10 protein-coding genes, 1 tRNA gene and 2 pseudogenes are annotated in these 26,194 nt (G+C 36.1%); 7 read left to right on the plus strand and 6 right to left on the minus strand.

The features are described 5' to 3' along the window. Positions 1-47 precede the first annotated feature (47 nt). A complete protein-coding gene (locus tag C4E06_RS01270) occupies positions 48-10,721 on the plus strand; it encodes an Ig-like domain-containing protein (protein WP_107666422.1) in 10,674 nt (3,557 codons plus the stop codon). 85 nt (positions 10,722-10,806) lie between these two features. On the opposite strand, the gene C4E06_RS01275 is transcribed toward C4E06_RS01270, so the two are convergent. Continuing rightward, entirely contained in the window at positions 10,807-11,016 is a 210-nt protein-coding gene (locus tag C4E06_RS01275) for a type II toxin-antitoxin system HicB family antitoxin (protein WP_107666423.1), read from the minus strand. 146 nt (positions 11,017-11,162) lie between these two features. Between C4E06_RS01275 and C4E06_RS01280 the strand changes: the two genes are divergently transcribed. Then, positions 11,163-12,296 (plus strand): DegT/DnrJ/EryC1/StrS family aminotransferase, encoded by a 1,134-nt coding sequence (locus C4E06_RS01280; protein WP_107666424.1) that lies wholly within the window; start codon positions 11,163-11,165, stop codon positions 12,294-12,296. A 236-nt stretch (positions 12,297-12,532) separates the two neighbouring features. Here C4E06_RS01280 and C4E06_RS01285 read toward each other — a convergent pair whose 3' ends face one another. Genes C4E06_RS01285 through gntT form a run of 3 tightly spaced genes read right to left on the minus strand, consistent with a single transcriptional unit; the run spans position 12,533 to position 20,218 of the window. After that, a complete protein-coding gene (locus tag C4E06_RS01285) occupies positions 12,533-14,899 on the minus strand; it encodes a hypothetical protein (protein ID WP_107666425.1) in 2,367 nt (788 codons plus the stop codon). A gap of 7 nt (positions 14,900-14,906) precedes the next feature. Next, complete coding sequence (locus tag C4E06_RS01290) at positions 14,907-18,815, minus strand: hypothetical protein (protein WP_157951097.1); 3,909 nt, start codon at positions 18,813-18,815, stop codon at positions 14,907-14,909. Between the two features lie 50 nt (positions 18,816-18,865). Further along, complete coding sequence (gntT, locus tag C4E06_RS01295) at positions 18,866-20,218, minus strand: guanitoxin biosynthesis MATE family efflux transporter GntT (protein WP_107666427.1); 1,353 nt, start codon at positions 20,216-20,218, stop codon at positions 18,866-18,868. A gap of 56 nt (positions 20,219-20,274) precedes the next feature. Here gntT and C4E06_RS01300 point away from each other — a divergent pair, with 56 nt between their 5' ends. The 3 genes from C4E06_RS01300 to C4E06_RS01310 all read left to right on the plus strand — a co-directional run bounded on the left by C4E06_RS01300 (position 20,275) and on the right by C4E06_RS01310 (position 22,370). Then, positions 20,275-20,541: a hypothetical protein gene (locus tag C4E06_RS01300; protein ID WP_198648203.1), complete on the plus strand. Its 267-nt coding sequence runs from the start codon at positions 20,275-20,277 to the stop codon at positions 20,539-20,541. Positions 20,542-20,715: 174 nt separating this feature from the next. Beyond that, positions 20,716-22,188 carry an FAD-dependent oxidoreductase gene (locus C4E06_RS01305; protein ID WP_107666429.1) on the plus strand — a complete coding sequence of 491 codons (1,473 nt, stop codon included), beginning with the start codon at positions 20,716-20,718 and terminating at the stop codon, positions 22,186-22,188. A 97-nt stretch (positions 22,189-22,285) separates the two neighbouring features. Further along, a tRNA-Ser gene (locus C4E06_RS01310) sits at positions 22,286-22,370 on the plus strand. 62 nt (positions 22,371-22,432) lie between these two features. Here the strand turns inward: C4E06_RS01310 and lepB are convergent. After that, entirely contained in the window at positions 22,433-23,074 is a 642-nt protein-coding gene (lepB, locus tag C4E06_RS01315; RefSeq protein WP_107666430.1) for a signal peptidase I, read from the minus strand. Positions 23,075-23,216: 142 nt separating this feature from the next. Between lepB and C4E06_RS01320 the strand changes: the two are divergent. Continuing rightward, positions 23,217-23,817: pseudogene (locus tag C4E06_RS01320) on the plus strand (amidohydrolase family protein). Here C4E06_RS01320 and C4E06_RS01325 read toward each other — a convergent pair. After that, on the minus strand, positions 23,814-25,088 hold the full coding sequence (locus tag C4E06_RS01325; RefSeq protein ID WP_107666431.1) for an RNA-guided endonuclease TnpB family protein: 1,275 nt from the start codon (positions 25,086-25,088) through the stop codon (positions 23,814-23,816). The pseudogene C4E06_RS01320 and the gene C4E06_RS01325 sit on opposite strands and share 4 nt — an antisense overlap. Positions 25,089-25,388: 300 nt before the next feature. Between C4E06_RS01325 and C4E06_RS01330 the strand changes: the two are divergent. Beyond that, positions 25,389-26,194, plus strand: a pseudogene (locus C4E06_RS01330) (Mrp/NBP35 family ATP-binding protein); the annotation flags it as partial.

The following is a 26,194-nucleotide window of genomic DNA, read 5'->3' on the forward strand; positions in this document are numbered from 1 at the left end:
AATCTATTCATAGATTTCTAAATTAATTATTGTTGGAGTCATCAATCATGGAATTTTTGGGTACTAATCAAAATCCCTTAGAAGAAGCAAGTGTATTAATCCCTGAAACAACAGATAATTCTTTAGAATCATCACAAAATAATCCACAACAATTAAATAGTTTTGAAAGTAAGCAAGTAGAAGAAACAGCAGAGTTATTAGCTGATTCAGTCATAGAAATGACAATTCCTGTAGTAGAAGAAATTACTCTTATGGGGGATATTACAGGAGATGGAGGGTTAGATTTGGATGACGTTCGAGAATTATTACGGAGTTATCGTTCAGGAATTATAGACCCTGGTGATCCCAGAGATATTAATGGAGATGGTCGACTTTCTTTATTAGATGCAAGAGAATTAGGTTTAGTTGTTAGAAATAATACTGATCAAACTGCACCTAATCTTTTAGCAGGTTTAGTTAACGATACAGGAAGTTTAAATAATGATCAATTAACCTCAGATCCCAGTATTTCAGGGACTTTAAATGATAATAGTTTGATCACTCGCTTTTCAGCAGGATTTAATGATACTGATGTAAATAACTATGTCAATATCTTAGGAGTATTGAATGAAAATGGGACATTCTCTCTGGATGAAACCCAACTACAAGAAATTAACAATAATACTCCCTTAAGGGATGGAGAACATACCTTACATTTCTTCACTAAAGATCAATGGAATAATATTACAACCTTTGATCTTGATTTTATTTTAGATAGTAATGCACCTAATATAGGGATTTCTCTGTTAAATGATACAGGGATTAGTAACAGCGATAATATTACTAATGATCCCAGTTTAACGGGAAGTATTAGTGATTTAAGTGACATAGAAACTTTCAACTTGAGAAATGATTTACGAGGAAGTTCTATTGATATTACTAATTTAATTCAATCGGATGGTAGCTTTACCATTAGTAAAGCTATTTTAGAGCAAATTAATGATAATTTATCGTTATTAGATGAAGTTAATTCTTTCTCTTTTGTAGGAACAGATAGTGCTGGAAATATTAGCGATCGCATTATCTTTGATTTTACTTTAGACACAACTTCACCAAGTTTATCTACTAATCTAACCAGTGATTTATTAACAGGAAATGTCGGAGAAAATTTATCTGGAGATACAGGAATTGAAAGCTTAACCCTTCAAATTGATGAGGGAGAAATTAGCGATCTTCCTTTTAATGATAATGGAGAATTTACTGTCAACTTCGATGATTTTAACTTGAGTGAAGGAGAACATATAATTACAGTTACTGCAACTGATATTGCTGGAAATAATACAACTTTCAGTGACAGTATTTTCATTGATAATACTGCAACAGAATTAACCATTGGATTAACTAATGATACGGGAAGTAGTGACAGGGATAATATTAGTAATGTTTTAGGAATAACAGGAACCTTAATTGATAATAATCCTATTACTACCTTTGCAGTCGGGTTAAATAATGGTGGAACATTAGACGTTTTAGATACCTTACAACCCGATGGTAGTTTTATATTTGATGACGCTAAATTACGAGAGATTGCAATAGCAAGTAATGTTGATTTGATACCCGGAGAATATACCCTTAATTTAACCTTTAATGATGGTAATTCCATCGTTCGTACCGAAAACTTTACCTTTACTTATGATCCCATTCCTGCTTTCCCGACACTGACAACAGACTTCGATCAACCTGTTACAAACACAACCTTATTAACAGGAACTATTATTGAAGATGTATCGGGGTTAGATTCCTTTACTTATCGTTTTGGTGAGGGAGAAGATATCAATATTATTGTTGATGAATTGGGCAATTTTTCTCAACCTTTTGATTTAACAGGAGTAGCAGATGGAACTTATGATTTAGTCATTGAGTCTGTCGATATTGCTGGAAATGGTGTCACCTTGATCACTGAAAATGTAACCGTAGGTGATTTCAATATTCCTAATTTAACTTTTAATTTAGTTGAAGATACAGGAATCAGTAATAGTGATAATATTACTCAAACTCTTTCTTTTGTGGGGACAGCAACTGATGACAGTCAGATTACCATTTTAAACGCAACGTTAAACAATTTATCTACTGGTGTTAGTAATACTGTCTCAATTTTAAGTCAACTGCAACCCAACGGAAACTTTAGCTTAGATGAAGCAATTTTACAGGGAATTAACCAAGGACAACCCTTAACTGATGGTAACTATGAGTTATCTATTGAAGTAAGGGATCAAGCTGGAAATTCAGCCATTTCTATTAATCCTTTCTTAGTTTTAGATACAGAAAATCCGAGTTTAACCCTTAATACTCCTATGGATAATGGAGTTATTAATGAAGGCGATCGCTTGATAGGAAATACTGACGGAACTGGTTCAGAAATAGTCAGTATTAGTTATCAATTTAATGACGGTGTAACCATTCCTATTACGGTTGATAATGATGGCAATTTTGACCAAGAATTAGACTTAACAGGGTTACAAACAGGAGAACAGATATTAACCTTAACCATTGTCGATGTAGCAGGAAATGAAACTATTAGTAATTTAACCCTAACTATTCCAGCAGGTGATACAACTCCCCCTAATATTACTGCCATGTTAATTAATGATACAGGAAGCAGTAATAATGATTTAATTACGAATAATTCTGCCATTAGTGGAACCATCAATGATGCTAGTTTAATCACTGAATTCCAAGCCAAATTTGGTATAGATCCTGAAGAGGAATTGATAGATATCTTCGATCAATTACAATCTGATGGAAGCTTTAACTTTGATGCAGCCAAACTGCAAGAAATTAACAACAATACTGAGTTAAGTGAGGGACAACATACCCTAAAATTAATCGCAACGGATGAACTTGGGAATACCTCAGATGTCTTCGAGTTTACCTTTACCTTAGATAGTATTTCACCCACTCCAACCCTTACCAGTAGTCTCAGCGATGGGACAACTTTAGTTGATATTAACTTCGGGGAAACAATAGTCAATGCTACCGATTTAAACAACTACACCTTAACCGTTGTCGGTGGCATTCGTGACGGTGAAATTATCAGAATTGCTAACATAAACAATCTCGGAAGTCAAGGGGTAAGATTAACTTTAAATGAAGGATTAATCGCAGGAGAAAATTACCGCCTAGATATCAGTTCCAACCTAGAAGATATTGCCGGAAATAACCTACCCGAAAACACCGCCATCGACTTCGCCGTTGCCCCCCCTAGTATTACCGCAATTACCCCAAGCGACGGGGCAGAAATGGTGTCATTAACCAGAGAAACCGTTGTTAAATTCAATGTAGAAATTGATCCCAATACCGTCACAGAAGACTCCTTATATTTAATCGCCAATGGTCAAAGAATTGCCGGGCGGCGAGTGGTTTCTAGTACCAAGAAATTTGTTACCTTCTTCTATGATGAACCCTTACCCTCTTCCACAGAAATTCGTGTGGTAGTGGATGGGGATAAAATTACCACCCTCAATGGTATTGCGATCGATGCAGATGGAGATGGTAACTTAGGGGGTATTGTTAACTTTGAATTTAGAACTTTACCCTTAACTCAAATAGAAGGAACTAATCTTTTTGGTTATGTTTTTGATTCTAATAATCAAAATGCTGATGGTAGTAATATTCCTCTTGAGGGGGTTCGCATTGAAGTCGAAGGGTTGCCGACTGTTTTTGCTATCACTGATGAAACAGGGTTTTTCCTCCTAGAAAATGTCCCATATCCAGACTTTTTTGTAAATATCGATCCCTCTTCAGCTAACAGCACAGCTATCACCTCAGACAATCAGTTTTATGGACCCATTCGTAAACCGTTTCATAGTATTCCTGGGGAAGAAACACAAATTACCGGAAAAGATGGCAACCCCTTTGATATATTCTTACCCCTTTTAATACAGAATGATTATGTTCCTTTATCCACAGAAGAAGCAACATCTGTGGGATTAGGAGAACAGGGAATACAGCACTTACAACAGATATTGCCGGAAATTGATGTTCAAACCTGGGAACGGTTGCAGGTGATTATTCCGCCAAATTCTTTATATTATGACGATGGAACCCCTGTAACAGAAGCGTCTATTGTTCCGTTACCGACTGATCGTATTCCTGCACCCGTACCAGAAGGATTTGATCCAGCATTTGTCTTTACCGTAGATGCTAAAGGTGCGACCAATGTAGATGGAGACGCACAACTAATTTATCCTAACGTGGATGGGTTAGCACCAGGAGAGAAACACTTTATTTTCTCTTTTGACCATGATGCAGGGGAATGGCAACCCACAGGAACATTAACTGTTAGTGACGATGGGTTAACCTTAGTTTCAGACCCAGATTCAGGAGTCACAACGTTAGGATGGCGATTTGTTGCACCTGGTACAGAACCAGAAGAACCCCCTGAACAACCTCCTTGCGAAGATTTTGGATGGGGAGATGCTTGGAAATTAGCGAAAACAGCATATGATTGTCTAAAAAATATGGCTCGTTCTCTTCAAGAAATTGGAGCATTTTTTGATGTTCTTGATAATATTTCTGACCTCAGAAACGATATAGATGCTCTTCGTCAAGGATATGGAGATGGCACAATTTCACTCGACGAAGTTAAAGCCGCCGTGGGTGGAATCCAAAAGACAAAAGCTTCAATTGTATCTGTTTGGGAGGCTGTCACCAGTGCCAATCCAATTAGCAAAGCAGTCGATGCTTTAAAATGTGCCAATAGTATAATTCAGACAGCCAATGATCTTTTATGTAATCGCAAAGATTGTTCTGGAAGAGTTGCTCAATTTATTTGCGATAAAATTCAACCCCTGTTAAGACTAGCGAACAAGCTTGCAGATAATATTGATGATTTAGATAAATCTATTCGGAAAGCACCTCTGACAGCAGCTTGCCTTGGATTAGATGCTTTATTAGCCGGTCTTGAGGTTGGCAGTCCGCAAAACTTTGCCCAAGTTGCATCAATTGAAGCAAGTTCCACTGAATCCCCAGATCCTCAAATTCTTGTGTTGATGGATCAAGCAATACAAGACTTCGATACCTTCACTGTTGAAATGCAGTCTGTGACTAATTTGAATCAGACGCTTCGAGAAACACAAGAGGAAACTATTGATCTTCAGGAAAATGGATTTGATCCTCTACTCATCGAAACACGTGCTTATCGTAATTCTTACTGGAAATTAACGGTTGGAGATTTTGTTAGTCGTGGTCGCACTAACGGATCAGGGCTTTTAAATCTACCGATCTTAGCTCCTCAATCTCAATATCGTCTAGAAATTTATAATCCAGAATTCAACGTTATCGCTATTTCTGAAGGGATAACAGCCCAAAGTGGACAAAGAACAACTCTTGCGATGTTCAAAACCACAAACCTTGATGAATCAGTAGATACAGACGGAGAAGGGTTAGCCGATATTGCTGAAGAAGTAATTGGGACTTCATCGAGTTTAGGCGATACCGATGGCGACGGAATCAATGATTTAGCCGAAATTGAACAAGGTTTAGATCCTCTCGGTGGTCAAGGGTTCCCCACCGGAATTATTGCCAGTCTTCCCTTATTAGGTGAAGCAAACGCCGTTGTGGTGGAAGGTTCCACAGAAAACACCCGTGAACAACTCGCTTACGTCGCTACCGGTTTTCATGGTTTAGCCATTGTCGATGCTTCTCAATTCAATAATCCCATTATTCTCGGTCAATTAAACCTCAATGGTAACGCCACAGATGTCGCTGTTGACTCTCAATTAGGTATTGCCGCCGTTGCCACCAATACCGAAGGATTACAATTAATAGATGTGTCTGATCCTGTAGTTCCTACCCTCATCCAAACCGTCGATATTAGTAATGTGCGTGAGGTAGAAATTGCTGATGGGGTTGCCTATGTTGCAGGAGACAATACTTTATGGGCGATCGATATTCTAACAGGAGAACAGCTTAATAGTCTCTCCCTTCCTGGTTCGGGAACGGTGACAGATATTGCCCGTGATGGCACGCATTTATACACCTTTACCAGTGGTTCGGATACTTTCTCAGTCCTCGATATCAGTTCCCCTGATAATCTAATAGTTATTGGACAAACTCATGCTTCTGTCACCTTATTCGATGTAGGACTATCTGTAGGTAATGGAGTCGCTTACCTAGCAGGTGCCGGTTTAACAACAATCGATATCTCTGACCCCACGAATCCTAGTTTAATTAGTGGTGCTGATACCTTATTTAATGCTATTGAAATCGCCCGAAATGGCTCAGGATTAGGGTTAGTGGCTGCTCAAGGTCAAGGGGTTGCCTTATACGATATTTCTGACCCCGATGATACTGATGCCTTTATTACCAGTTTTGATACTCCAGGATTTACCAGAGACATTGCGATCGCTTCGGGTATCGCTTACGTCGCTGATAGTAACGGTGGTTTACAAGTGATCAATTATCTCTCTTTTGATAGTCAAGGAGTTGCCCCAACGGTTAGTATTAGTAGCAACGCAGACTTAGATCCCAATACCGCAGTTATCGAAGTCTTAGAAGGGTCTTCTGTTCCGATTCAAGTGGATGTGACCGATGATGTCCAGGTTCGCAACGTGGAATTATTGGTCAATGGGGAGGTGGTGAGTAATGATGTTTCCTTCCCCTTCGACTTAAGTGCGATCGCCCTTGCTGAACTCCCTGAAGGCAGTAGCGCAACGGTTCAAGTTCGGGCTACAGATACGGGAGGTAATAGCACCTTATCCAATATTCTCACCCTAGAAATTAACCCCGATACCTTTGCCCCCCTGATTACCAGTACCACCCCCAATGAAGGGGCCCGTCCACGGGGGATCTCTGCCATTACAGTCAGGTTTAATGAGGCGATCGATCCCAGTTTATTAAACGTCAATGGTGTCACCTTAACCAATTTTGGCGAAGATGGAGTTTTAGGCACCGGGGATGATATCTCAGTCACTCCAGATAGGCTACAACTGAGTGAGTCAGGGACTAACCTGTTTATCTTTGCCCCGGATGGTTTACCCTTTGTTGCTGGAGAGTATCAACTGGAACTTGATCCCAGTATTATTAGCGATCGCGCGGGCAACCCCTTAAATGATCCCTTTACCCTCAACTTTACCCAACGAGACATAGAAGCGATTCTCTTCGGGGAAGTGATAGAAGGAACCATCCTCAACCCTGGAGAGAATGAAATCTTTACCTTTAGTGGAGAAATTGGTCAACGAGTTATCTTAGATGGCATTAGTAGCGATAACTTTAATGTTACCGCCCGTTTAGTCAGTCCCAGTGGGGTAGAGGTTTCTAACTTCTTGGATTTAAGGTTTGATAATAGTTCTGTTACCCTGATTGAAGCAGGAACCTATCAATTAATTGTAGAAGGTGGGTTTAATAATGCCACAGGAGACTTTAGTTTCCGACTCTTAGATGCAGATAATGCGACTCCGTTAATGGTTGATACTCCTGTGATGGGGGATGTTGCGGCTAATACCAGCGAACTGTTTACCTTTGAAGGAACAGCAGGCGATCGCATTGTCTTCAATAATTTAGATGATGATTTCGCTGAGTTCTTGACGGTTTATGATCCGGGTAATGAGTCAATTTTCGCTGGTTTTAGTAATCCTATCACCTTAGAAAGTACCGGCACTTACATTGTGGCAGTGTCTGATAATTTCTCTGATAATGCAGTTGAAGATTACAACTTTGAGGTTCGTTTCCCCGTGACAACGGTTGAATCTCTGACTATTGGGGAAACCGTAACCGGGGATATTGACGAATCAGGTAACGAAGATGTGTATACCTTTGAGGGAAGCGCAGGACAACGACTCTATTTTGATGGACTTTTTGCAGATTCTGACTTCTTCTCTGGTAGTGTTACCATAAACAGTCCCAGTGGTGAACAAATTCCCAACTTCTTTGGAGCATCTACTGGTTCGGATGCTTTTGCACCGTTTACCCTCGTTGAAGACGGAACCTACGAATTAACGGTAAGGGGTGTTGTCGGAGGAAGTCCCGGAAATTATAGTTTCCGTGTGTTAGACGCAGCTAATGCGACTAATATTACTGTTGATACCTTAGTCCAAGGCACTTTAACCCCAGGAGACTCCACTCAGTTATTTACCTTTGAGGGAACCGAAGATCAACTCATTTTCCTTAACGAAATGTTTGGTTCTTTGAGTACATCCCTAACCCTTTACGGGCCCAGTAATCAGTTCCTCGCCGATGAATCCTCTTCAGGGATTGAACTACCGACCAATAGCCCCTATTTAGTGGTATTAGAAGGATTTAGCTTAACGGATTCCCTCAATTATAGTTTCCGTCTCGAAACCCCCAATATTATTGGGGATACTTTAACCATCGGTTCAATAGTGAACGGAAGCATTAATAATCCTGGAGAACAGATTAGCTACAGTTTTGAAGGAACCAGGGGACAAAGACTCGTTTTTGATGGATTGGATGGCAACTTAGACGCTAGCACTTATTTAGTGAGTCCTAGTAATCAATCATCTCTATTATTTTCTATTTCAATATCGAGTGATAGTAATCCTAGGAGTTTACTCGAAACCGGAACCTATCAGTTGATTGTGGATACAAATGGAGATGCAACCGGAGATTTTAGTTTCCGAGTTTTAGATTTTGCTACTGCAACCACTTTACCCTTAGATACAGAGGTTAGTGGAACCCTAGAACCTGGACAAGAGATGCAACTGTTTACCTTTGAAGGACAAGCAGGACAAACTTTACTCTTAGATGATTCTAGTGCTAACTTTGGCGGTTCCTATTTCTTGTATAGTGGTGCTAATGAATTTGTGACATCAGGTAGTATTGGTAGTTCTGACTTAATAGTTAACCTCACTGGAGATGGAACCTATCTGCTTCTAGTGTTAGGAGTAAGTAAAACTCCCGTTAATTACACCTTCCAATTAACAGAAACTGCGTTTAACGATCCAGGTAATCCCACAGGAACCGAGATCACGATCGGAGAAACCATCAACAGTGATATTAGTGTTGCTGGAGAAGTCGATACTTATCTCTTTGAGGGAACTGCCGGTCAACAATTGATCTTTGATAACTTAAATAACAATTTCTTTTTTGGTAATGTTCGCTTAATACCTCCCACAGGTACCGTCAATAACTTCTTTGCTAATCCGTCGTCTGATTCTAATCCTGTTACCTTGATTGAGGATGGACTGTATCAATTAACCGTTTCAGGATCTCCTCCAGGAGACTATAGTTTCCGTCTCCTAAATATCGCCGATGCAACCCCTATCACCATTGATACACCTTACTCAGGAACTTTTGAGGGTAATAGGTCAGCAGAAATCTTTACCTTTGAAGGAAGCACTGATCAACCATTGTTCTTGAGTAATAATACCTCTAATTATGCTGCTACCGTTTACGGGCCGAATAATGGGGTTGTCAGTAACAATAATGGACTTTTGACCTTACCAGGAGAGGGAACTTATACCCTGGTTCTCAGTCCTTTCAACTTCAATAATGAGTCACTAAATTATAGTTTTGAGTTAATTACTCCCACCTTTACCGAAACGGCCTTAACTTTAGGAGAAACGGTAAACGGTAGTATTGACCAAGTCGGAGAAATTGATGTTTATACCTTTGAGGCAACCCCCGGACAAAGTCTCTATTTTGATGGATTGGATTCAGGGTTCAACGGAGGTGCTAACGTTAGCCTAGTTAGTCCCAGTGGTGCCAGTATTCCCAACTTCTTCGGTTCTTCAACCTCTTCTGATTCTTCTCCGTTTACTCTTCTTGAAGGGGGAACCTACGAATTAAGGGTTATTGCTAGTGATATTCTAACCTACAATTTCCGTCTCTTAGATGTGGATGATGCAACTGCAATTAATTTGGATACTAACCTTCAAGGTATCTTAGATCCAGGTTCAGGAACTGAGTTATTTACTTTTAACGGAACTAAAGATCAAACCCTAACCTTAGCAACAGAATTCTTTGGACCCAACTATACTGTTTACAGTCCAGGTAATCAGTTTGTTGGTAGTTCGAGTCGTGACTTTACCCTTCCTGGAGATGGTAGTTATCTGGTGGTGGTTGCAGGATCTAGCTTCGATAATACTCCTATCAACTACGACTTTAGTGTTGAAGAACCTACTATTATTCCCATACCCTTAACCCTCGGAAATACGGTGAATGGTACTATTGCTAATGCAGGAGAACGCATCGCTTACACTTTCGAGGGAACTGTCGGACAACGGTTAATCTATGACGGTATTAGTGGCAATTCTAATATCAATGCTAGTTTAATTAGTCCCAGTGGTAATGAAGTGGATTTCTTTGGTACTTTCTTCAATACAGACGTAAACTTTGATCGCAATCCCATTACCTTAATTGAAAATGGAACTTATACCCTCATTGTAGATGGAGAAGGAAGCACCACAGGCGACTTTAGTTTCCGTCTCTCTAATGGTAATAGCGCACCCACTCTGAACTTTAACACGACTCTTCAAGGAACGCTTGAACCTAATACTATTCGTGTCTTACGATTTAATGGCGTAGCGAATCAAACTATTTCTCTCGAAAACTTAGGAAGTGATTCGAGGGTTGGTTTCCGTCTCATTGGTCCAGGCAATCAACTGATTACCTCTGCTGGTTCCGGGTTCGATTTAGAGGCGACTTTACCGGGTGATGGCACTTATTTCCTACTCTTCGATAGCTTTAGCGGTGAAGCTAACTATCGTTTCCGTGTCGTTTAAAGTAGACAATACCAATGTTTGAAAGGTGGATTTAACCCCACTTTTCAAATACAAAAACTCAACCACCGAAAATCTTATAAAGTGTCTAAAATATCTTGTTTACTTCTTTAATAAGATGCAACTTAATATTAGGAATAGTAGGCTGATCAAAATAGTAACCTGTGACAGCTTCTTTAACATTGGTTTTCAATTCTTCCCAATTATCTCCTTGGGTAAAAATTTCCTCGGTTAAACATTCTGCAACAAATCCCCCATCTTCTTCTTGGGAAACTTCAAAAACAATGATTTGATTCATCTTATTTAATTATGTTTAAGCTGCTTACTTTATATGAAAATTAGCATAACACAACAAAGTTAATGTAACTGAGTAGCAATTTTTAGTCATTTCCTCTACACTGTGATCTTGAGCACCGCACCTGAATCTAAATTTCTCTAGACACCATGACTAAAAGACCCATCAAACCCTTCTATTTCGACGTTACAGAAGAAGAAATTGACTTTTTTGCTGAAGCGTCCAAAACGATTCTTAAGTCGGGTCGGCTTATTTTAGGGGAGAATACAACGGAATTTGAAAAAGCGTTTGCTGAATATGTTGGCACTAAACACGCGATCGCTGTTAATACCGGTTCTTCAGGGTTAGAAATTATCTTACGTCTGAAAAAAGCAGAAGGAACTACGGTTTTAGTCCCCACTAACACCAATTTTGCCACCGTTGCTGCTGTATTGCGAGTGGGGGGAACAGTGCAGTATCTAGATATGGATGAGAATACCTTTGCACCCTCTTTGCAAATGGTACAAGATGCAGTAGAAAGAGGGGGAACCCCAGACATATCTGGGGTGTTATGGGTGCATATCGGGGGAGTGATTTCTCCCGATTTTCCTGAAGTGGTAGAATATTGTCATAAAAATGGCTTATTTGTGCTAGAAGATACGGCACACGCTCACGGAAGTCAGATTAATGGGGTACAAGCCGGAAATTTAGGGGATGGTGCAGCGTTTTCTTTTTTCCCCACTAAAATTATGACCACCTTTGAAGGGGGAATGATTACTTTAAATGATGATGAAGAAGACTATATCGCGCGATCGCTGAGAAACCAAGGGAAGCGAGGAATGGACTTCGGAGGGTTACATACGGACTTTGGCAATAGTACCCGTATTAGCGAAGTTCACGCGGTTTTAGGACGCATTCAACTGGCGAAGTTATCGGACATGATAGCACGGCGACAACGGTGTTATGAGTTAATGACGGCACCGTTGCGAGAAGCAGGTATTCGGTTTGTTTCCACGGACCACATGGATAGTGCCTCTCAGTATAAGTTAATGGTATTGCTACCGGAAGGCAAGACAGCTAAAGAAGTAAAAGCAGCATTAGCAGAAGAGGATATCTTTTTAGGGGGAACGGTTTACGAAATACCTTGTCATTTACAACCCGTGTTTGAGGAGGTTTGCAAGGGGGAACGTTTTCCAAATGCAGAATACTGGTGTCCCCGTCATATTTGTCCCCCGTTAACTTCGGGGATGACAGATGAGGAGGCGAAAATAGTCGGAGATGCTTTAGTTAGACATTTATCTTAAAACTTAAGCGGTCATTGCGAGGGGTAAGCTAAAACACATTTAAAATGTGTTTTAGAAGTCAAAAGGCAAAAGGCAAAAGGCAAAAATGGATTATGATACAGCTTTTAGATGTCATTTTATTTATCCTAGTTTAAATGCACAACAGCTTAATATAAATAGTAAGTCTTAATTTTCACACTTTAATACCCCTAAGCAATCTTTACAGGTTTGTTAATGAAAATAGTTGACTTTTTAATTTAATTTTCAATCAAAACTCTTACTATTTTTTGTAGTAAGGAAGATTGACTATTTTCGTTAATCTTTAAAATATTTTGAGTCAGAGTCGTAAAATGTAAAGCTGTGAGAGGATGTTCTATTAAGTCAGATGTTTTGATAGTTTCTTCTAGTTTAATTGTTTCCCCGGTTTCACTCGTTTTCTCTAAATAGGTTTTCCCAATTAAATGATAAACTCTATAACCTCTTTTGATTGTCCCCTTTGGAGGTGTATTAGGTGGAACATAATATTCTATAAAGTCTTCATTGCTTAAATCTAAACAAATCATATTCTTTTTTCTCTCAATGGGTTTAATGTCACTGTTATAATATGCAACTAAAGGTAATAGCTTACTACCTGTTTTCTTATTACTGCGGTTGAGTTCTAATGTTTCATTGTCAAGTGCTTCCAGAATACCATGTCTTCCAATTAAACTTGGCGTAAAGTAATCATTGGTATAACACCTAATATAGATTTTTTCTACTTCATCTACAAAATATTGTTGATCATTAATTAATTTGTCGCCATCGTTTTTTCGTCGTCTTAAAAATTTAAACTTTCTTTCAATTGTCTTTACATCTCCTATTATTTGTTTAACATAGATACTATTTTCTTTATACAAAAATTCTACCGCAACTGCTTTAGTTTGTTTCTTTTTTGGACTGCGTACATAGATAACCCAAAAACGTTTTTCTGTACATGATTGATATTGAATAGGTAAGGCAATCTTATCATTAACAATACTTTTCCTCATCCAGTTTTTAATTCCTAATTCAATTAAAATTTTGTCAACCTCAGATGATGGTTTAAAATTATATTTTTGATAAAACTTTTCCCATTCTTCTAAATTTTTTTGCTTTGCTAAGTAACATTTAAAATACTCATCTATATCTGAATGTTGATCATCTGTAAAAGCTTGGGTTTCTAAACGTAAAATGTCTAGATCAAATTTTTTTGAATATGTCAGTATTGAAAAATCATGAGAATTTCTTGATTGATACTTGATTATTTTAAATTCATCTATATTAATTCCTTGGGTACTAAAAAATGCTCCTGTTTCTAAATAGCTAAATTTTCTCTTTAACTGTGAATAAAAATCAACCTTTTTTTGGTTATCTATCTTTGTAGATGGAACCCAATAACCGTCTTTTCTTTGATAGGCCATTGATCCCGTTTCTTCTTCGAGAAGTTTATTAAATACTAAATAGTTTTTGTTTTTATCTAGTTCAATATTTTCCCAAGGTATTAGTTCTGTAATTTTCCAGCAAGTATCATCTTCCTCCTCAATTTTCTCATAGTTAGTAATAGTTTTTCCTAAGTTATAAAAAGTTACTTCATTTATTCCTTTATATTTGAGAAAATTAATGAAAAATTGTTGATCATTTTCATTGAAATTAGTTCCTAAATTATTGATAATTTCTAAACATTCTACAGAGTCTATATTTGTAATAAAAGCATTTTCTAAATAGTGATCAGCTTGAAAATCAAGGATTTTAAATTCAATCTTACAATCCCTTAAAAATTCTTCAAGTCGTGTCATTAAGGTTTGATAATAATAAAGTTGAGTTTGTTTGAATTTTGTATAATCTTTTTTATCTTTAGGAAACACCATAAAATTGATTTTATTTGAACGACGCGCATCACCATCCCGTTGAAAATAATAATTCTTTTTCTCGTAAGTTAAGACTTCTCCTAAGTCATCACCATCGCTAGTGTTGTAGTCATCTTGACGTAGAAAAATCTTATGTTTCCGAGTTAAGGTTAATGTTAATACGTTGTGGTAATTATAGTTAATAAATAAATTTTGTCCCCACACATGAACGGGTTTTTTGGATTTAGGTGAACTTTTAGAATAAACAAAAAACAATTCTTCAAAACCATCAACTATCTCTTCAGGTAAAAATTGAGGAAGCAGATAAACTTTAAAAACTAAGTTAAAAATTCTTTCTCTATTGCTATTATTTTTATTAAATAATTCTTTCCATCCAGAATGGGTTTTATCAGGGGATGAGAAGAATACATGAGGTTTCCCATCATAATAAGATAAAAAATATTGAATATCTGACGTTTTCACATTTTTATTATGTTCTTCGAGTCTTTCTTTTATCTGTTTCTTAATATATTTATGACGTTTTTGATAATAATCAGATTGTTGATTGTTATCTGAGTTATCTTCTTTAGAATCTTCATTTTTATCTCTAGAATATTCAAGAAGAAAACTCTCAATTCCTCTACCGTTTTTAAAGAGATATTGATAAAGTTTGTCAGCAACGACTTCTGTATCATCTAATATTTGCAGTTGATTTGTTCTAGAGATAGCTGATAACTCTTTGGTTATTTGTTCTTTCATTTTGTGCCTACTTATCAAATAAAAATTCTTTGAGTATGTTAGATTCTACTGGACAATTATTAGAGTCAAAGTAAATTAAATTACCAGAAGATAGGTTTGATGAGTGTTGCTCATTCTTTTCTTTTGCAGCGTGTAGATTTAACAGTAAACCTTTTACTTGTTTAAATTCTGTGTAATTGTTTACAATCATCTTTAATTTTTCTTTAGTCTTATTTACTGTCTCTTTTGAAAGGCGATCGCCTGAGGGTTTACTCCATGCTTTAACATCAATACAAAAGAGCGTATCTTCTTTAAAATAGTATAGATCAAATTTCTCATAAAGTTTGTTATATGTTTTGAAATCTGATAACTTCTCAAAACGAAAGAAAGTTTTAATATGTTCCCAGTCTTTCCCTTCAAAAATTTTATCCTTAATCCAAGATTCTACAAAATTTTCTGTTAAGGATGGGTATAAAATATAATAAAAGAAATGGGGACGAGGAATATAACGTTCAAAAATTTCAGGTTTTGGAACCAATGTATTATAAAATTGATAGATTAAATCAGTAGAAGGATCAAATGAGACGATTTTGTCATCACTAAGTGCATTCATTTTAAATTTTTCAGGATATAGTCGTTGTTGATAAGTATAGGGTTTTTCTCCGTTAATACTATCACTAATCATTTGAAACTTTTGACCTTTGTAGTTTTCTTCTGATGTTAAATACGGAATAAAATCAGTTTTATTTTCTTTATAGTAAAAAAGTGAATTAATAAACTCATTAGGAACTGGTTTGAGTTTTCTTAACTTTTCTAAATATTTCTCTGGATCTCGAAAAACAATCGGATCTCGTAAAGTGTCCCACACTTTTACAATATTAAAAGTGTTTTTATTTTCATGAAATAATTTTATCTCTTCTAACATTTCGTCTCTAAAATCTTGAAAAGCATCATAAGCATCAATTTCATCATAAACGTGATCGTCGTAATTTTGAATTTCTCGCTTTTTTTCTTCTTCTTTCACCCTTAAATAAACTTGGTAGTTATTAACAGATAATTTATCTATCTCTTGAGATTCTTCTCGTTCCAAGTAATTGTAAAAATTAACTAAATTTCTACGGGTTTCCTCATTAATAAATATTTTAATTACTTGATTAGGAAAATCTCGTCTCTCTGAGCGACCAATTGATTGTAAAATTCCTTTACCTAGTAATATTTGATGTTGTTCCTGTTTAAATTTATTAGCTTCTGGATTGGTAAGGTATTTATTAAAATCTTTAATTTTTTGCTGGGAATTACCAAGTTTTACAAGGTTTTTCATTAAAGCAAAATGATATAATGTCGTTTCTTTTTCAGAGTCTTTTGATTTTTTAGACGGTTCTATCGCTGTAAAATAACTATCCATCAATAACACTAAACAATCAAAATCTTTTTCTTGGTTGTCTTTAGTTTTAATAATGGGATTTAATCCTTTAGAAGCTGATTGATACGCAGAAATAAAGAATATTTTTTGATTTTCTTCTTCTATCAGTTCATCTAAATAAGTTTTTTGATTCTCCTTATTATAGTAATTTTTATTAAAAGATGCTTGATATAAAATCAGCTTAACTTTCATATCAGTGTTATATTTTTCATGATTTACTTTAAAATAATAGATATCAGGATGTTCTTCTGATTTTTCAAATATAAAGTTACTAATATCACAATAATTAATTAATTTTCTTATCCACCGTAAACTTTGAGTAAAAGCAATGGTTTCTTGAATTGAATCATCTTCAAATAGATAGAATAAGAAGTTAAGAAACCTTTCTAATTCTTGTTTTTTATAGCGATGAAAATTACGTTTATCTTCTTCAAGACTATCAATAAATTTATTCAAAACAAGTTCTTTGAATCTTTCAACAACTCCTTTGGTTTTTTCATTAGGAAAAGACAAAGGTTCCTGATTAAAAAATTTAACTTCAATATTTCTTTTTTCTTGACGGTATTTTCTAATATCTTCACAAAGTTTAATTTCCTGTTTATTCATTACCTTAAAAGCACTTTCCCCAGACTCATTTCGTAATTTATCTTCTAAATATTTGAAGTCGTAACTGGTGGTTAAGTCCCCAGAAATACCCCCAGTTGCTGAGATGAGAAAGATGATATTAGAACTATTGGTTAATATAGAATTAAGTTTATGTTCAGGGGATGTAAATATAGCAGTGCTACCAATAGAAATTTCTCTAAGTTCATGATGAATTAATTTTTTATATCGAGATATTTCTTTAATGTTTATGATAGATTTATTACTTTCATAAACATAAGTTCGGTTGATGTAAATATCAGGTTTATTATCTTTTATAATATCTTCATCTTCTCGTTTACCCCTAGATATTTGTTCAGACCAAATACTTAAAGAACGTGACTGGGAATCATCAACTTCTAAAACATTTTGTAATATCTTTTTAATCTTTTCAATCTGCGATCGCATCGCTAAAATTGTATAAATTAATTCAGCGACAGAGGTGTTGTCTGAGGTGTTTTTATTGACAATATGAACATGACCATCCTCAGGTTTTTTTAGAAATAAATCGTTGAGACAGTCTATGTTATAAATATAGAGATTATTATATGAAAAAATGTTCATTAAATCATTACTAATTTTGTTATAAAGGTGTTGAGAAATCAGTAAGGTTTTAGTATTTTGAAATTTTGCTAACACTCTAGATAACATATCAAAATCTAGGGTAATAGGATTGTTTTCATCAGCATAATTAAAAATATCTATAATATCCTTTAAAGATTGTTCAAAACCTTGATTAATAGTTCTTACCTCCTTTAAATAGTCAAATGAGTTTCCTTCTTGAAGGATTAATCTTTTACAAATAGGAGCATATTCTATGAGTTGAGGGTCAAGAATTTTATTTGTTTGAAAATGTTTCTCAAATTGATCAATTTTATGTTTATTATTCCCAATAAAGTCTAAGAATTTTCTGTTCTCTTTATTGTGAGAGGAAAACAGAAGAGAAAATTCTCGAATAATAGATGAGAGTGCATTATTGATGGCCATTTCTTGAGGAGAAATAATATCAATTTTCTTCTTAAGAATGATTTGATAACCATCTTCTTGTTCATCGAAAGCAAAGATGAATTTTGTAGAGTTTTGCGTTTGCTTCGCAGCATATTTATCTAGATAGTCACTTCTTTTGACCCATTTTTGTCCGTTATGATGTAAATAGTTTATATTGGTTTCAAATTTTTCATAAGTAAGCATTAAAATTCCAGATTTTTCTCTTAAAAGATAGAGAGGAAAGAAGATTTTTATTAACTCCAAACATTCTTTTGATAAATTTTCTTTATCTAGTTCACATTGAATGAAAAATAATAAGAAATTTTCCAGTAAATTGTTAAGTTGGGATAGTGCTTTAGTCGTTTGAAGTTTCTTATATTCTTCATCACCAAAATCAGCTTTTTTAATATCTTCAAGACGATTAATTGTCCCTTTTGCTTTTTCTAGCTTTTCTTTATATTCCTGAATCTTTTCTTGGGAATATGTTTTTAATCCCCGTTTCCATAACTCTGTATTTGTTAGAATTGAAGGAAGCCATTTCTTATATAATTTGATATTATCATCACTCATCTTCATTTCTAATGAATTGATTGTATAGATGGGAATATCTGGATATTGATTTCTAATTGATTTTGGAACCGATAAATGTTCTCTTAAAGGTGCGACATAAATACCAATTATTTGAGTATTAGAATGCTCTTGAATGGTTTGACATATTGCTTGAAATAGTTGATGAGTTTTTCCCGAACCCGTACCATAATTAATAAGTTTCAGTTGGGAAAGATTGTTTTGAAAACTATCTTGAATAATATTAAGATAAGAATCAAGGATTTGCTGGCGAAATCTTCTTAACTGTTGTTCAGACATATTTTGTGAATTTTCCATTATTTATTCAGGACGTTTTATAAGAGTGAAATAAAAAATAATTCAAGTCCTTATTCTGATTCTTGAAATTGAAAAATCTGATTTTTTTGAACTTTCGGTAATTGTAAAAATAGGGTGATCATTAATGTTCCCATATAAGCAGTTAAAGCTGACCATAATAAATGATTATTGTGCCAATAGTAAGCCATAATTGATAAGGGTAAAAATCCAATTAAAAAGGCTATCAAAACGCCATTTCTTAAGGTAGTTCCTTCTTTTAAACCGATAAAATATCCTTCTAACATAAAAGCAGTAGCAGTTAAGCACAAAAGGGGCAGTAACCATAAGGTATATTGTATCGCTGTTTGACTAATTTCTTGGTGATCAGTTAATAAGTTAAAAATAGTTTTAGGAAAAATGAATGGAATAATAGCAAAGCTTGAAGCAATAACTAAACTATTAATAATGGAGACAACTAATAAAGGAATAATTTGCTCTATTGTTCCTTTCCCTTTAAAATTCCCTGTTAACGTTTGAAGCGTCATTCCTATTCCTTGAACTGTAAATTGACTTAACAAAGCAATTTGTAATAATAAACCATTGGCGGCTAAAATCTCAGTTCCTAATAATGCACTTAAATTTGTAAATAAAGAATAGGCAGAAATAAGAGCTAAGAATCTAATTAATATGTTTCCCTTTAAAGCAATAATTGATTTTAACTCTTGTTTATCTAATACTCGTTTTAAAATATCAGAGATCCTATCCCATTTAACACTTGATACCATAAAAATAAGAGCCACGAATAAAGCTAAATATTGACTAATTGCAGTCGCTAAACCTGCACCCATGCTTCCCCAACCCCAACGATAAATCATCACATAATCTAGACCAACATTAGAAAAATTACCCACAAAAGATAACAATAAAATAGCTGCTTTCATTTCCCTTCCCAAGAACCAACCAATGAAAACAAAATTAAGTAAAACTGCAGGCGCACCCCAAATTCTGGCTCGAAAATAATCAATTCCTGAGGCTTCAATATTGGGAGAACCCGATAATAAAGTAAAGCCTATTTTTTCGATAGGATATTGTAAAATGAGAATAATAAAAGCAATGGTTAAAGCAATTAAACCACTGCGTAAAATAGCGAGTAATATTCCTTCTTCATCCTCTTTTCCCACTGCTTGCGCGGTAATAGCATTTGTTCCAGAACGAATAAACTTTAAAACCCGATATAAATAGTCAAACAAAATGCTTCCTAGAATGACACCAGCTAAGTAACGAATGTCTTCTAAATGTCCTAAAAAAGCAGTATCACATAACCCTGCTAAGGGAACCATCATATTAGATAAAACACTAACTGAAGCGAGGCGATAAAAGCGAGGCAAAAAACTACGATACTCAACAGGAAGGGAAAAATTCATATAGATAGTGAACTGTCATCTGCGAATCTAACTAAATAATATATTATACTGACATCTTGCACGCCTTACAAAATAACTTGATGGCTAAGAAAAAGACAGTCAATGCTCAAGCAGTTAGCCTTAAAATAAGATACTTTTGCCTCTTGCCTCTTGCCTTTTGCCTATCTTCACTAGCTGATTTTATCGAAGGTGCAAGATATGAGAAAAAGACAGTCAATGCTCAAGCAGTTAGCCTTAAAATAAGATACTTTTGCCTCTTGCCTCTTGCCTTTTGCCTATCTTCACTAGCTGATTTTATCGAAGGTGCAAGATATGAGTTATAAATAACTTTGACTTTAGCTTACATAGTCCTGATTGAATCTAGTGGTGATAATAATTTGATGAGATTCCAAAATTATTATTAAACATGAAATCAGCGATCGCCTATTTTCAAAATCTACGTTATAATCTGGTTTAGCTTATAAATTAGTTGAAAAAATCGTCTTATTATCCTATTTATGAACCCGATTAAAGTCTCAGAAATTGAATACGTTGATGTTATTGTTGTAGGTGGTGGTATTGCTGGAGTGGCCATTGCTGAATTTTTAGCCCGTCATAGTAATTTATCCATTAAACTATTAGAAAAAGCTCCCCAACTGGGTACATTAGCATCAGGAAAATTAGAAGGATGGTATCATACAGGGGCATTATATTCGGGTCAAGATGATGCTCAAACCTTTATTAATTGTGTCAATGGTGTCGAAGATTTAATTAATTTATATACCCCTTATTTTACTAAGCAATGCAACGTTAATTTAACAGAAAAAGACACTAATTTTTACACCCCTGCTGTTCTTCCTAACCCTAAAGGTTGGTTTAATGATGCTCCCGTTTATTTAATTCATCCCCAAGAAGATGCCCCAGAAATTTTCTCATCTCGCTTAAAAAGTGATGCTGTACAAATTAATATTCAACGAAATCGAGTTTTAGGAAGATTAGAAGTTGCTTACGGAAAACAACATAATTGGTTAGTCAATAATCAATGTTTAGCCCCAACTTATGCACAAGTAGAAGATTATGAAGCTTTAAATTGTTCCTTAAAAAGTTCAACCGAAATTATCCGTAATCTTTGCCGTCAATTTGATCATTCATATCAGATACAACCCTCTAATTATGACTTTATTAAAACCTTAGATTGTTCAATGCATACCAGTCGCATTTTAAAGGATTTAGTTGCCAGTTGTTTAAGTCATGGCGTTACTTTTGAAACTGGGATAAAAATTGAGAAGTTATTAATCGATAGTTACGGTAAACTGAGAATAAAAAGTTTACTATGTAAGACGAAAGAAGGACGTTCAAAACGACTGAAAGCTAAGTTATTTATCTTTGCGGTTGGGGAAGGATTTGAACCCTTTTTAAAAGACTTGCAAGTGAGGGCAAAATTAAAAAGAAGTCGCAGTGCAATGGTAGTCGCTTATCCTGCTTTAGTGGATACTAATTTTGTCAGAATGTCAACTAAAAACCGGTTTCATTTTAATCATTTTGTCCAACATAGAGAACTAGGAAACGAACAATATACTTACTCTTTATTAGCGGATTCTGGTTATGCTAATGATGATAGTATGGATGGGGTAGATATCGAACCCATTTTAGAGTCTGCAGAACGGTATTTTGGCAAAGAAAAATTATATAATCGTCAACTTTATAGTTATGAATGTGTGAAAACAGAATTTATTAGTCAAGAAGAACAAAAACGACGTTATAGTTATTGGATTGAATCCAATTCAGACAGTAATTATCTATGTGTATTACCCGGTAAATTTTCCTTCTTTCCAACGGTTGCTTATCAAGCTTATCAACGGATTAAAACCTTACTAGACTTTGAAGACATTAACCCTAAATCTTCTTTCGAGTCTAATATTGCTATTGAAACTCAAGCGAATCAGTTAGTGGCTGAATCTTATCCAATGCAAATTTTTCTAACTCATTAGAATTCGTTCAAAAATAGTCTCCTGGGGATTCATTTCACCCAGGGAATGTCAAGAACTTTGCTATAATAGCCAATGATAGGTAAACCAAGACCCTTTTGGAGAGGTGGCAGAGTGGTTGAATGCGGCAGTCTCGAAAACTGCTTTGTCGCAAGGCAACGAGGGTTCGAATCCCTCCCTCTCCGTTGTCAACAAAAAAAGGAAGTAGAGCAATTCACTACTTCCTCCCAGACAGTTAACGTTAAAATTAATATCGAGGGACTAGAGACTGCTGACTTCTATCGGGGTTAGCATTAGGTCCAGGATATAAAGGTTGTTGATCAAGACTTCCTAGACGATTAAAGGGCCAAAAACGGACAAAGGCTTTACCAATAATTTTATCTTTAGGAACAAATCCCCAGTAATGAGAATCGTAACTGTTATTGCGGTTATCCCCTAACACGAGATATTCTCCTTCAGGAACCACAACTGGACCATAATCATAGTTAGGGTCTTCAGCAATGTATTTTTCGGTAATTTCTTCACCATTGACGTAAACTTTACCCTCTTTTACCTCAATAGTTTCTCCCGGTAAACCAATAATCCGTTTAATAAAAGCGTCGTGAAAATCTTGGGCAACCAGGGCTTCTGTGGGATTAAAGACCACCACATCTCCCCGAACCGGTTCTCGGAAATGATAACTTAATTTTTCAATAATGAGGCGATCATTAATTTCTAGGGTGGGTTCCATCGAAGATGAGGGAATATAGCGCGCTTCGGCCACAAAGGTACGAATACCGAAGGCTAAAATAACGGCAGTTACAACGGTTTGGGTCAGTTCAACCCAAGGATTTTCTGGTTTAGACGATTGAGGGCGTTTAGGTTTATCTTGTTTTACGCTTCGAGCCATAGGATATAAATATTGTGGGAGTTAAGCGAATCGATATGGGTCAGAGTTAAAGGTAACGAATATTTGATTTTAGTTTAGTCAAACCCAACTCAATGGGACGATTAAAGTATGCTTCATTTTATTTTAGGAGGTTTTTTCTCAAATGACATCACTTCTTATTCGTCATTCTCGTATCCTTTTACCTGAGGGTGAGTTTCTAATAGGAGATATCTTAATCAAAGAGGGTAAAATTGTCCAGATTGCTCCAGAAATTACCGAATCAGAAGTTACTACTATCATAGACGCTACGGGGTTAACTTTGTTGCCTGGGGTTATTGATCCTCAAGTTCATTTTCGAGAACCGGGTTTAGACCATAAAGAAGACTTGTTTACGGCAAGTTGTGCTTGTGCTAAGGGGGGAGTCACTTCTTTTCTGGAAATGCCCAATACACGCCCTTTAACCACCACTCAAGAGACATTAGATCAGAAGTTGCAATTGGCTTCAGAAAAATGCTTGGTGAATTATGGGTTTTTTATCGGGGCAACGACGGAAAATTTGCCTAATTTATCAAATTCCCAATAAAGGGTTAATTAAAACCGGTTATGATGCAGATTTGGTCTTAGTTGATTTATACAATTATCGTCCCGTTTTAAGAGAAGAATTACAAACTAAATGCGGTTGGAGTCCCTTTGAAGGCTGGGAGTTAACGGGATGGCCCATGATTACTATAGTTGGGGGAAATTTGACATACTCCACTCGTTAAGCTCCTACGTCGCTATAACGAGGGATTCTTAAACTCGCGCTTAAGATTTCCTGCTTCACAGATTGGTAACTAGGCAAAGCCCCCGTCCCATCATCTCCACAGGCATTTTCAGATACGCTATGCCCTAGCGCATATTCTTCTACACCACGATTTCTGATAACTTGCGCTGCTGCCACGTCTCGGTGGGTTTTATACCCACATTCAGGACAATTATGCTCTCTAACATCAAGGGTTTTCTTACCAGTATGAAACCCACAATTAGGGCAAATTTGAGATGTAAAATTCTTGTCAACTTCATTAACAAAAACATCTCTTTTCCATGCTACCCATTTAAGAATGGTTATGAATTGTCTAAAACCAGCATCAAGACAATGTTTAGATAACATTCCTTTAGCCCATGACCTAAAATCAATATCTTCAATAAATATTGATTGTGATTGGTCACAAAGACGATGAGCTAACTTGAAATGCCAGTCTTTACGAGTATCAGAAATTCGTTGATGTAATCTAGCTATCTTTTTGTTTAACTTGTGTCTATTATTAGAGCCTTTTTTCTTATTTCTTAATCTACGCTGTAGCAATTTCAGCTTACGATGTAGTCGATTTAAGAATCGAGGTCTATCCACAAGTTCACCATCGGAAGTAGCCAAGAATTTATCTAAACCTAAGTCAATACCTAAAGGATGTCCATGAAAAGAAACGTCAGGAATATTAACATCTAACTGTAAAGAAAGCATCATGAAGTAACCATTAGCTCTCCTTACAATGCGAGCTTGTTTTAACTCAAACCCATCAGGTATTTCTCTAGACTTTCTAAACTTTACCCATCCTAGGTGTGGTAATTTAATTTCGTTACCTTTAATACAATCTTTTAGCATTTGAGGATATACATAAGACCGCATTCTATCCCTATTTTTAAAGCGCGGAAAGCCTAACTTTTTGGACTGCATATCGGCAAAAGCTCTATCTAAAGTCCTCAAGACTTGTTGTAAAACTTGAGCGTTTACTGATTTGAGTATGTCATTAGTTTTCTTGGCCTTTGTTAATGCTTTAGCTTGATTGTGATAATTAGGGTAAGGTACGTCAGGAGAAATAATATATTCCTGAATTAATGAGCAAGAATTAACAGGGGATTTTCTAGAACTTAGCCAGTCCTTACGATCTCTTAAAGCATAATTCCAGACGGAGCGACAAACATTTAAAGTATGTTCAATTACCTCAATTTGTTGCTTATTTGGGATTAGCTTAAATTCGTAAGTTAATGTAAGCATTAGTTCGACCACTATTAATACTTTCCCTAGTTTAAATTAATCTACACACAATGTCAACTCGTGTAAGTTGTCTCCCGCTGGTCGGTTTATTTGTTGGCAAAAATTCATCTCCCGTTAATTTCTATGAGTCTTTTTTTGGGGAGAAATATAACGGGAGTCCTCTTTTTGTATTTCAGGATAGGGTGTAGGGAGAGCAGGAGCGAAACGATAAAAAGAAGTGAACCAAAAACCGTTAAGATTGATGATATAAGCAATTGTAGCAACCCCTAGGGCTGTTGAATAGGAGAACCATCAATTAAAATGCTTGATACTCAATCAATTTTAAACGTATTAAGACCGGTCCAAGACCAGAACTACAAAAAAGTTTAGTCGAACTCAATATGATTCGTAACGTTGCTGTAGATGGCGGTAACGTTAGCTTTACCCTGGTTTTAACCACCCCGGCTTGTCCCTTACGAGAATTCATCGTAGATGACTGTAAAAAAGCGGTTCAAACCTTGCCAGGAGTAGAAAGCGTCGACGTAGAAGTCACCGCAGAAACCCCCCAACAAAAAGCCCTCCCCAACCAGCAGTCGGTGGCAGGAACAAAAAACATTATTGCGGTTTCTAGTGGTAAAGGAGGGGTCGGAAAAAGCACCGTTGCAGTGAATATTGCCGTTGCCTTAGCTCAAACCGGGGCAAAAGTCGGTTTATTAGATGCTGACATCTATGGTCCTAATGCCCCTACCATGTTAGGCCTAGAAAATACGGAGGTACAAGTCGAAAAAAACGAAGCAGGGGACATTCTTCAACCGGCCTTTAACTATGGGGTGAAAATGGTATCCATGGGCTTTTTAATCGATCCCGATCAACCGGTGATCTGGCGTGGTCCCATGCTCAATGGCATTATTCGTCAATTTCTCTATCAAGTTAATTGGGGAGAGTTAGACTATTTAGTGGTGGATATGCCCCCAGGCACTGGAGATGCTCAGTTAACTATGGCTCAGGCAGTTCCTATGGCCGGTGCGGTTATCGTTACCACCCCTCAAACTGTCTCTCTGTTAGATGCTCGTCGGGGCTTAAAAATGTTTGAACAGTTGGGGGTTAATGTCTTGGGGTTGGTGGAG

The sequence above is a fragment of the Cyanothece sp. BG0011 genome (genome assembly GCF_003013815.1).
Classification (GTDB): Bacteria; Cyanobacteriota; Cyanobacteriia; order Cyanobacteriales; family Microcystaceae; genus Crocosphaera.

Coding starts and splice junctions, on each gene's coding strand:
- lepB (WP_107666430.1), bottom strand. CDS start 23,074: ATGGCTCGAAGCGTAAAACAAGATAAACCTAAACGCCCTCAATCGTCT.
- C4E06_RS01305 (WP_107666429.1), top strand. CDS start 20,716: ATGAACCCGATTAAAGTCTCAGAAATTGAATACGTTGATGTTATTGTT.
- C4E06_RS01325 (WP_107666431.1), bottom strand. CDS start 25,088: ATGCTTACATTAACTTACGAATTTAAGCTAATCCCAAATAAGCAACAA.
- C4E06_RS01290 (WP_157951097.1), bottom strand. CDS start 18,815: ATGGAAAATTCACAAAATATGTCTGAACAACAGTTAAGAAGATTTCGC.
- C4E06_RS01280 (WP_107666424.1), top strand. CDS start 11,163: ATGACTAAAAGACCCATCAAACCCTTCTATTTCGACGTTACAGAAGAA.
- C4E06_RS01275 (WP_107666423.1), bottom strand. CDS start 11,016: ATGAATCAAATCATTGTTTTTGAAGTTTCCCAAGAAGAAGATGGGGGA.
- gntT (WP_107666427.1), bottom strand. CDS start 20,218: ATGAATTTTTCCCTTCCTGTTGAGTATCGTAGTTTTTTGCCTCGCTTT.
- C4E06_RS01270 (WP_107666422.1), top strand. CDS start 48: ATGGAATTTTTGGGTACTAATCAAAATCCCTTAGAAGAAGCAAGTGTA.
- C4E06_RS01285 (WP_107666425.1), bottom strand. CDS start 14,899: ATGAAAGAACAAATAACCAAAGAGTTATCAGCTATCTCTAGAACAAAT.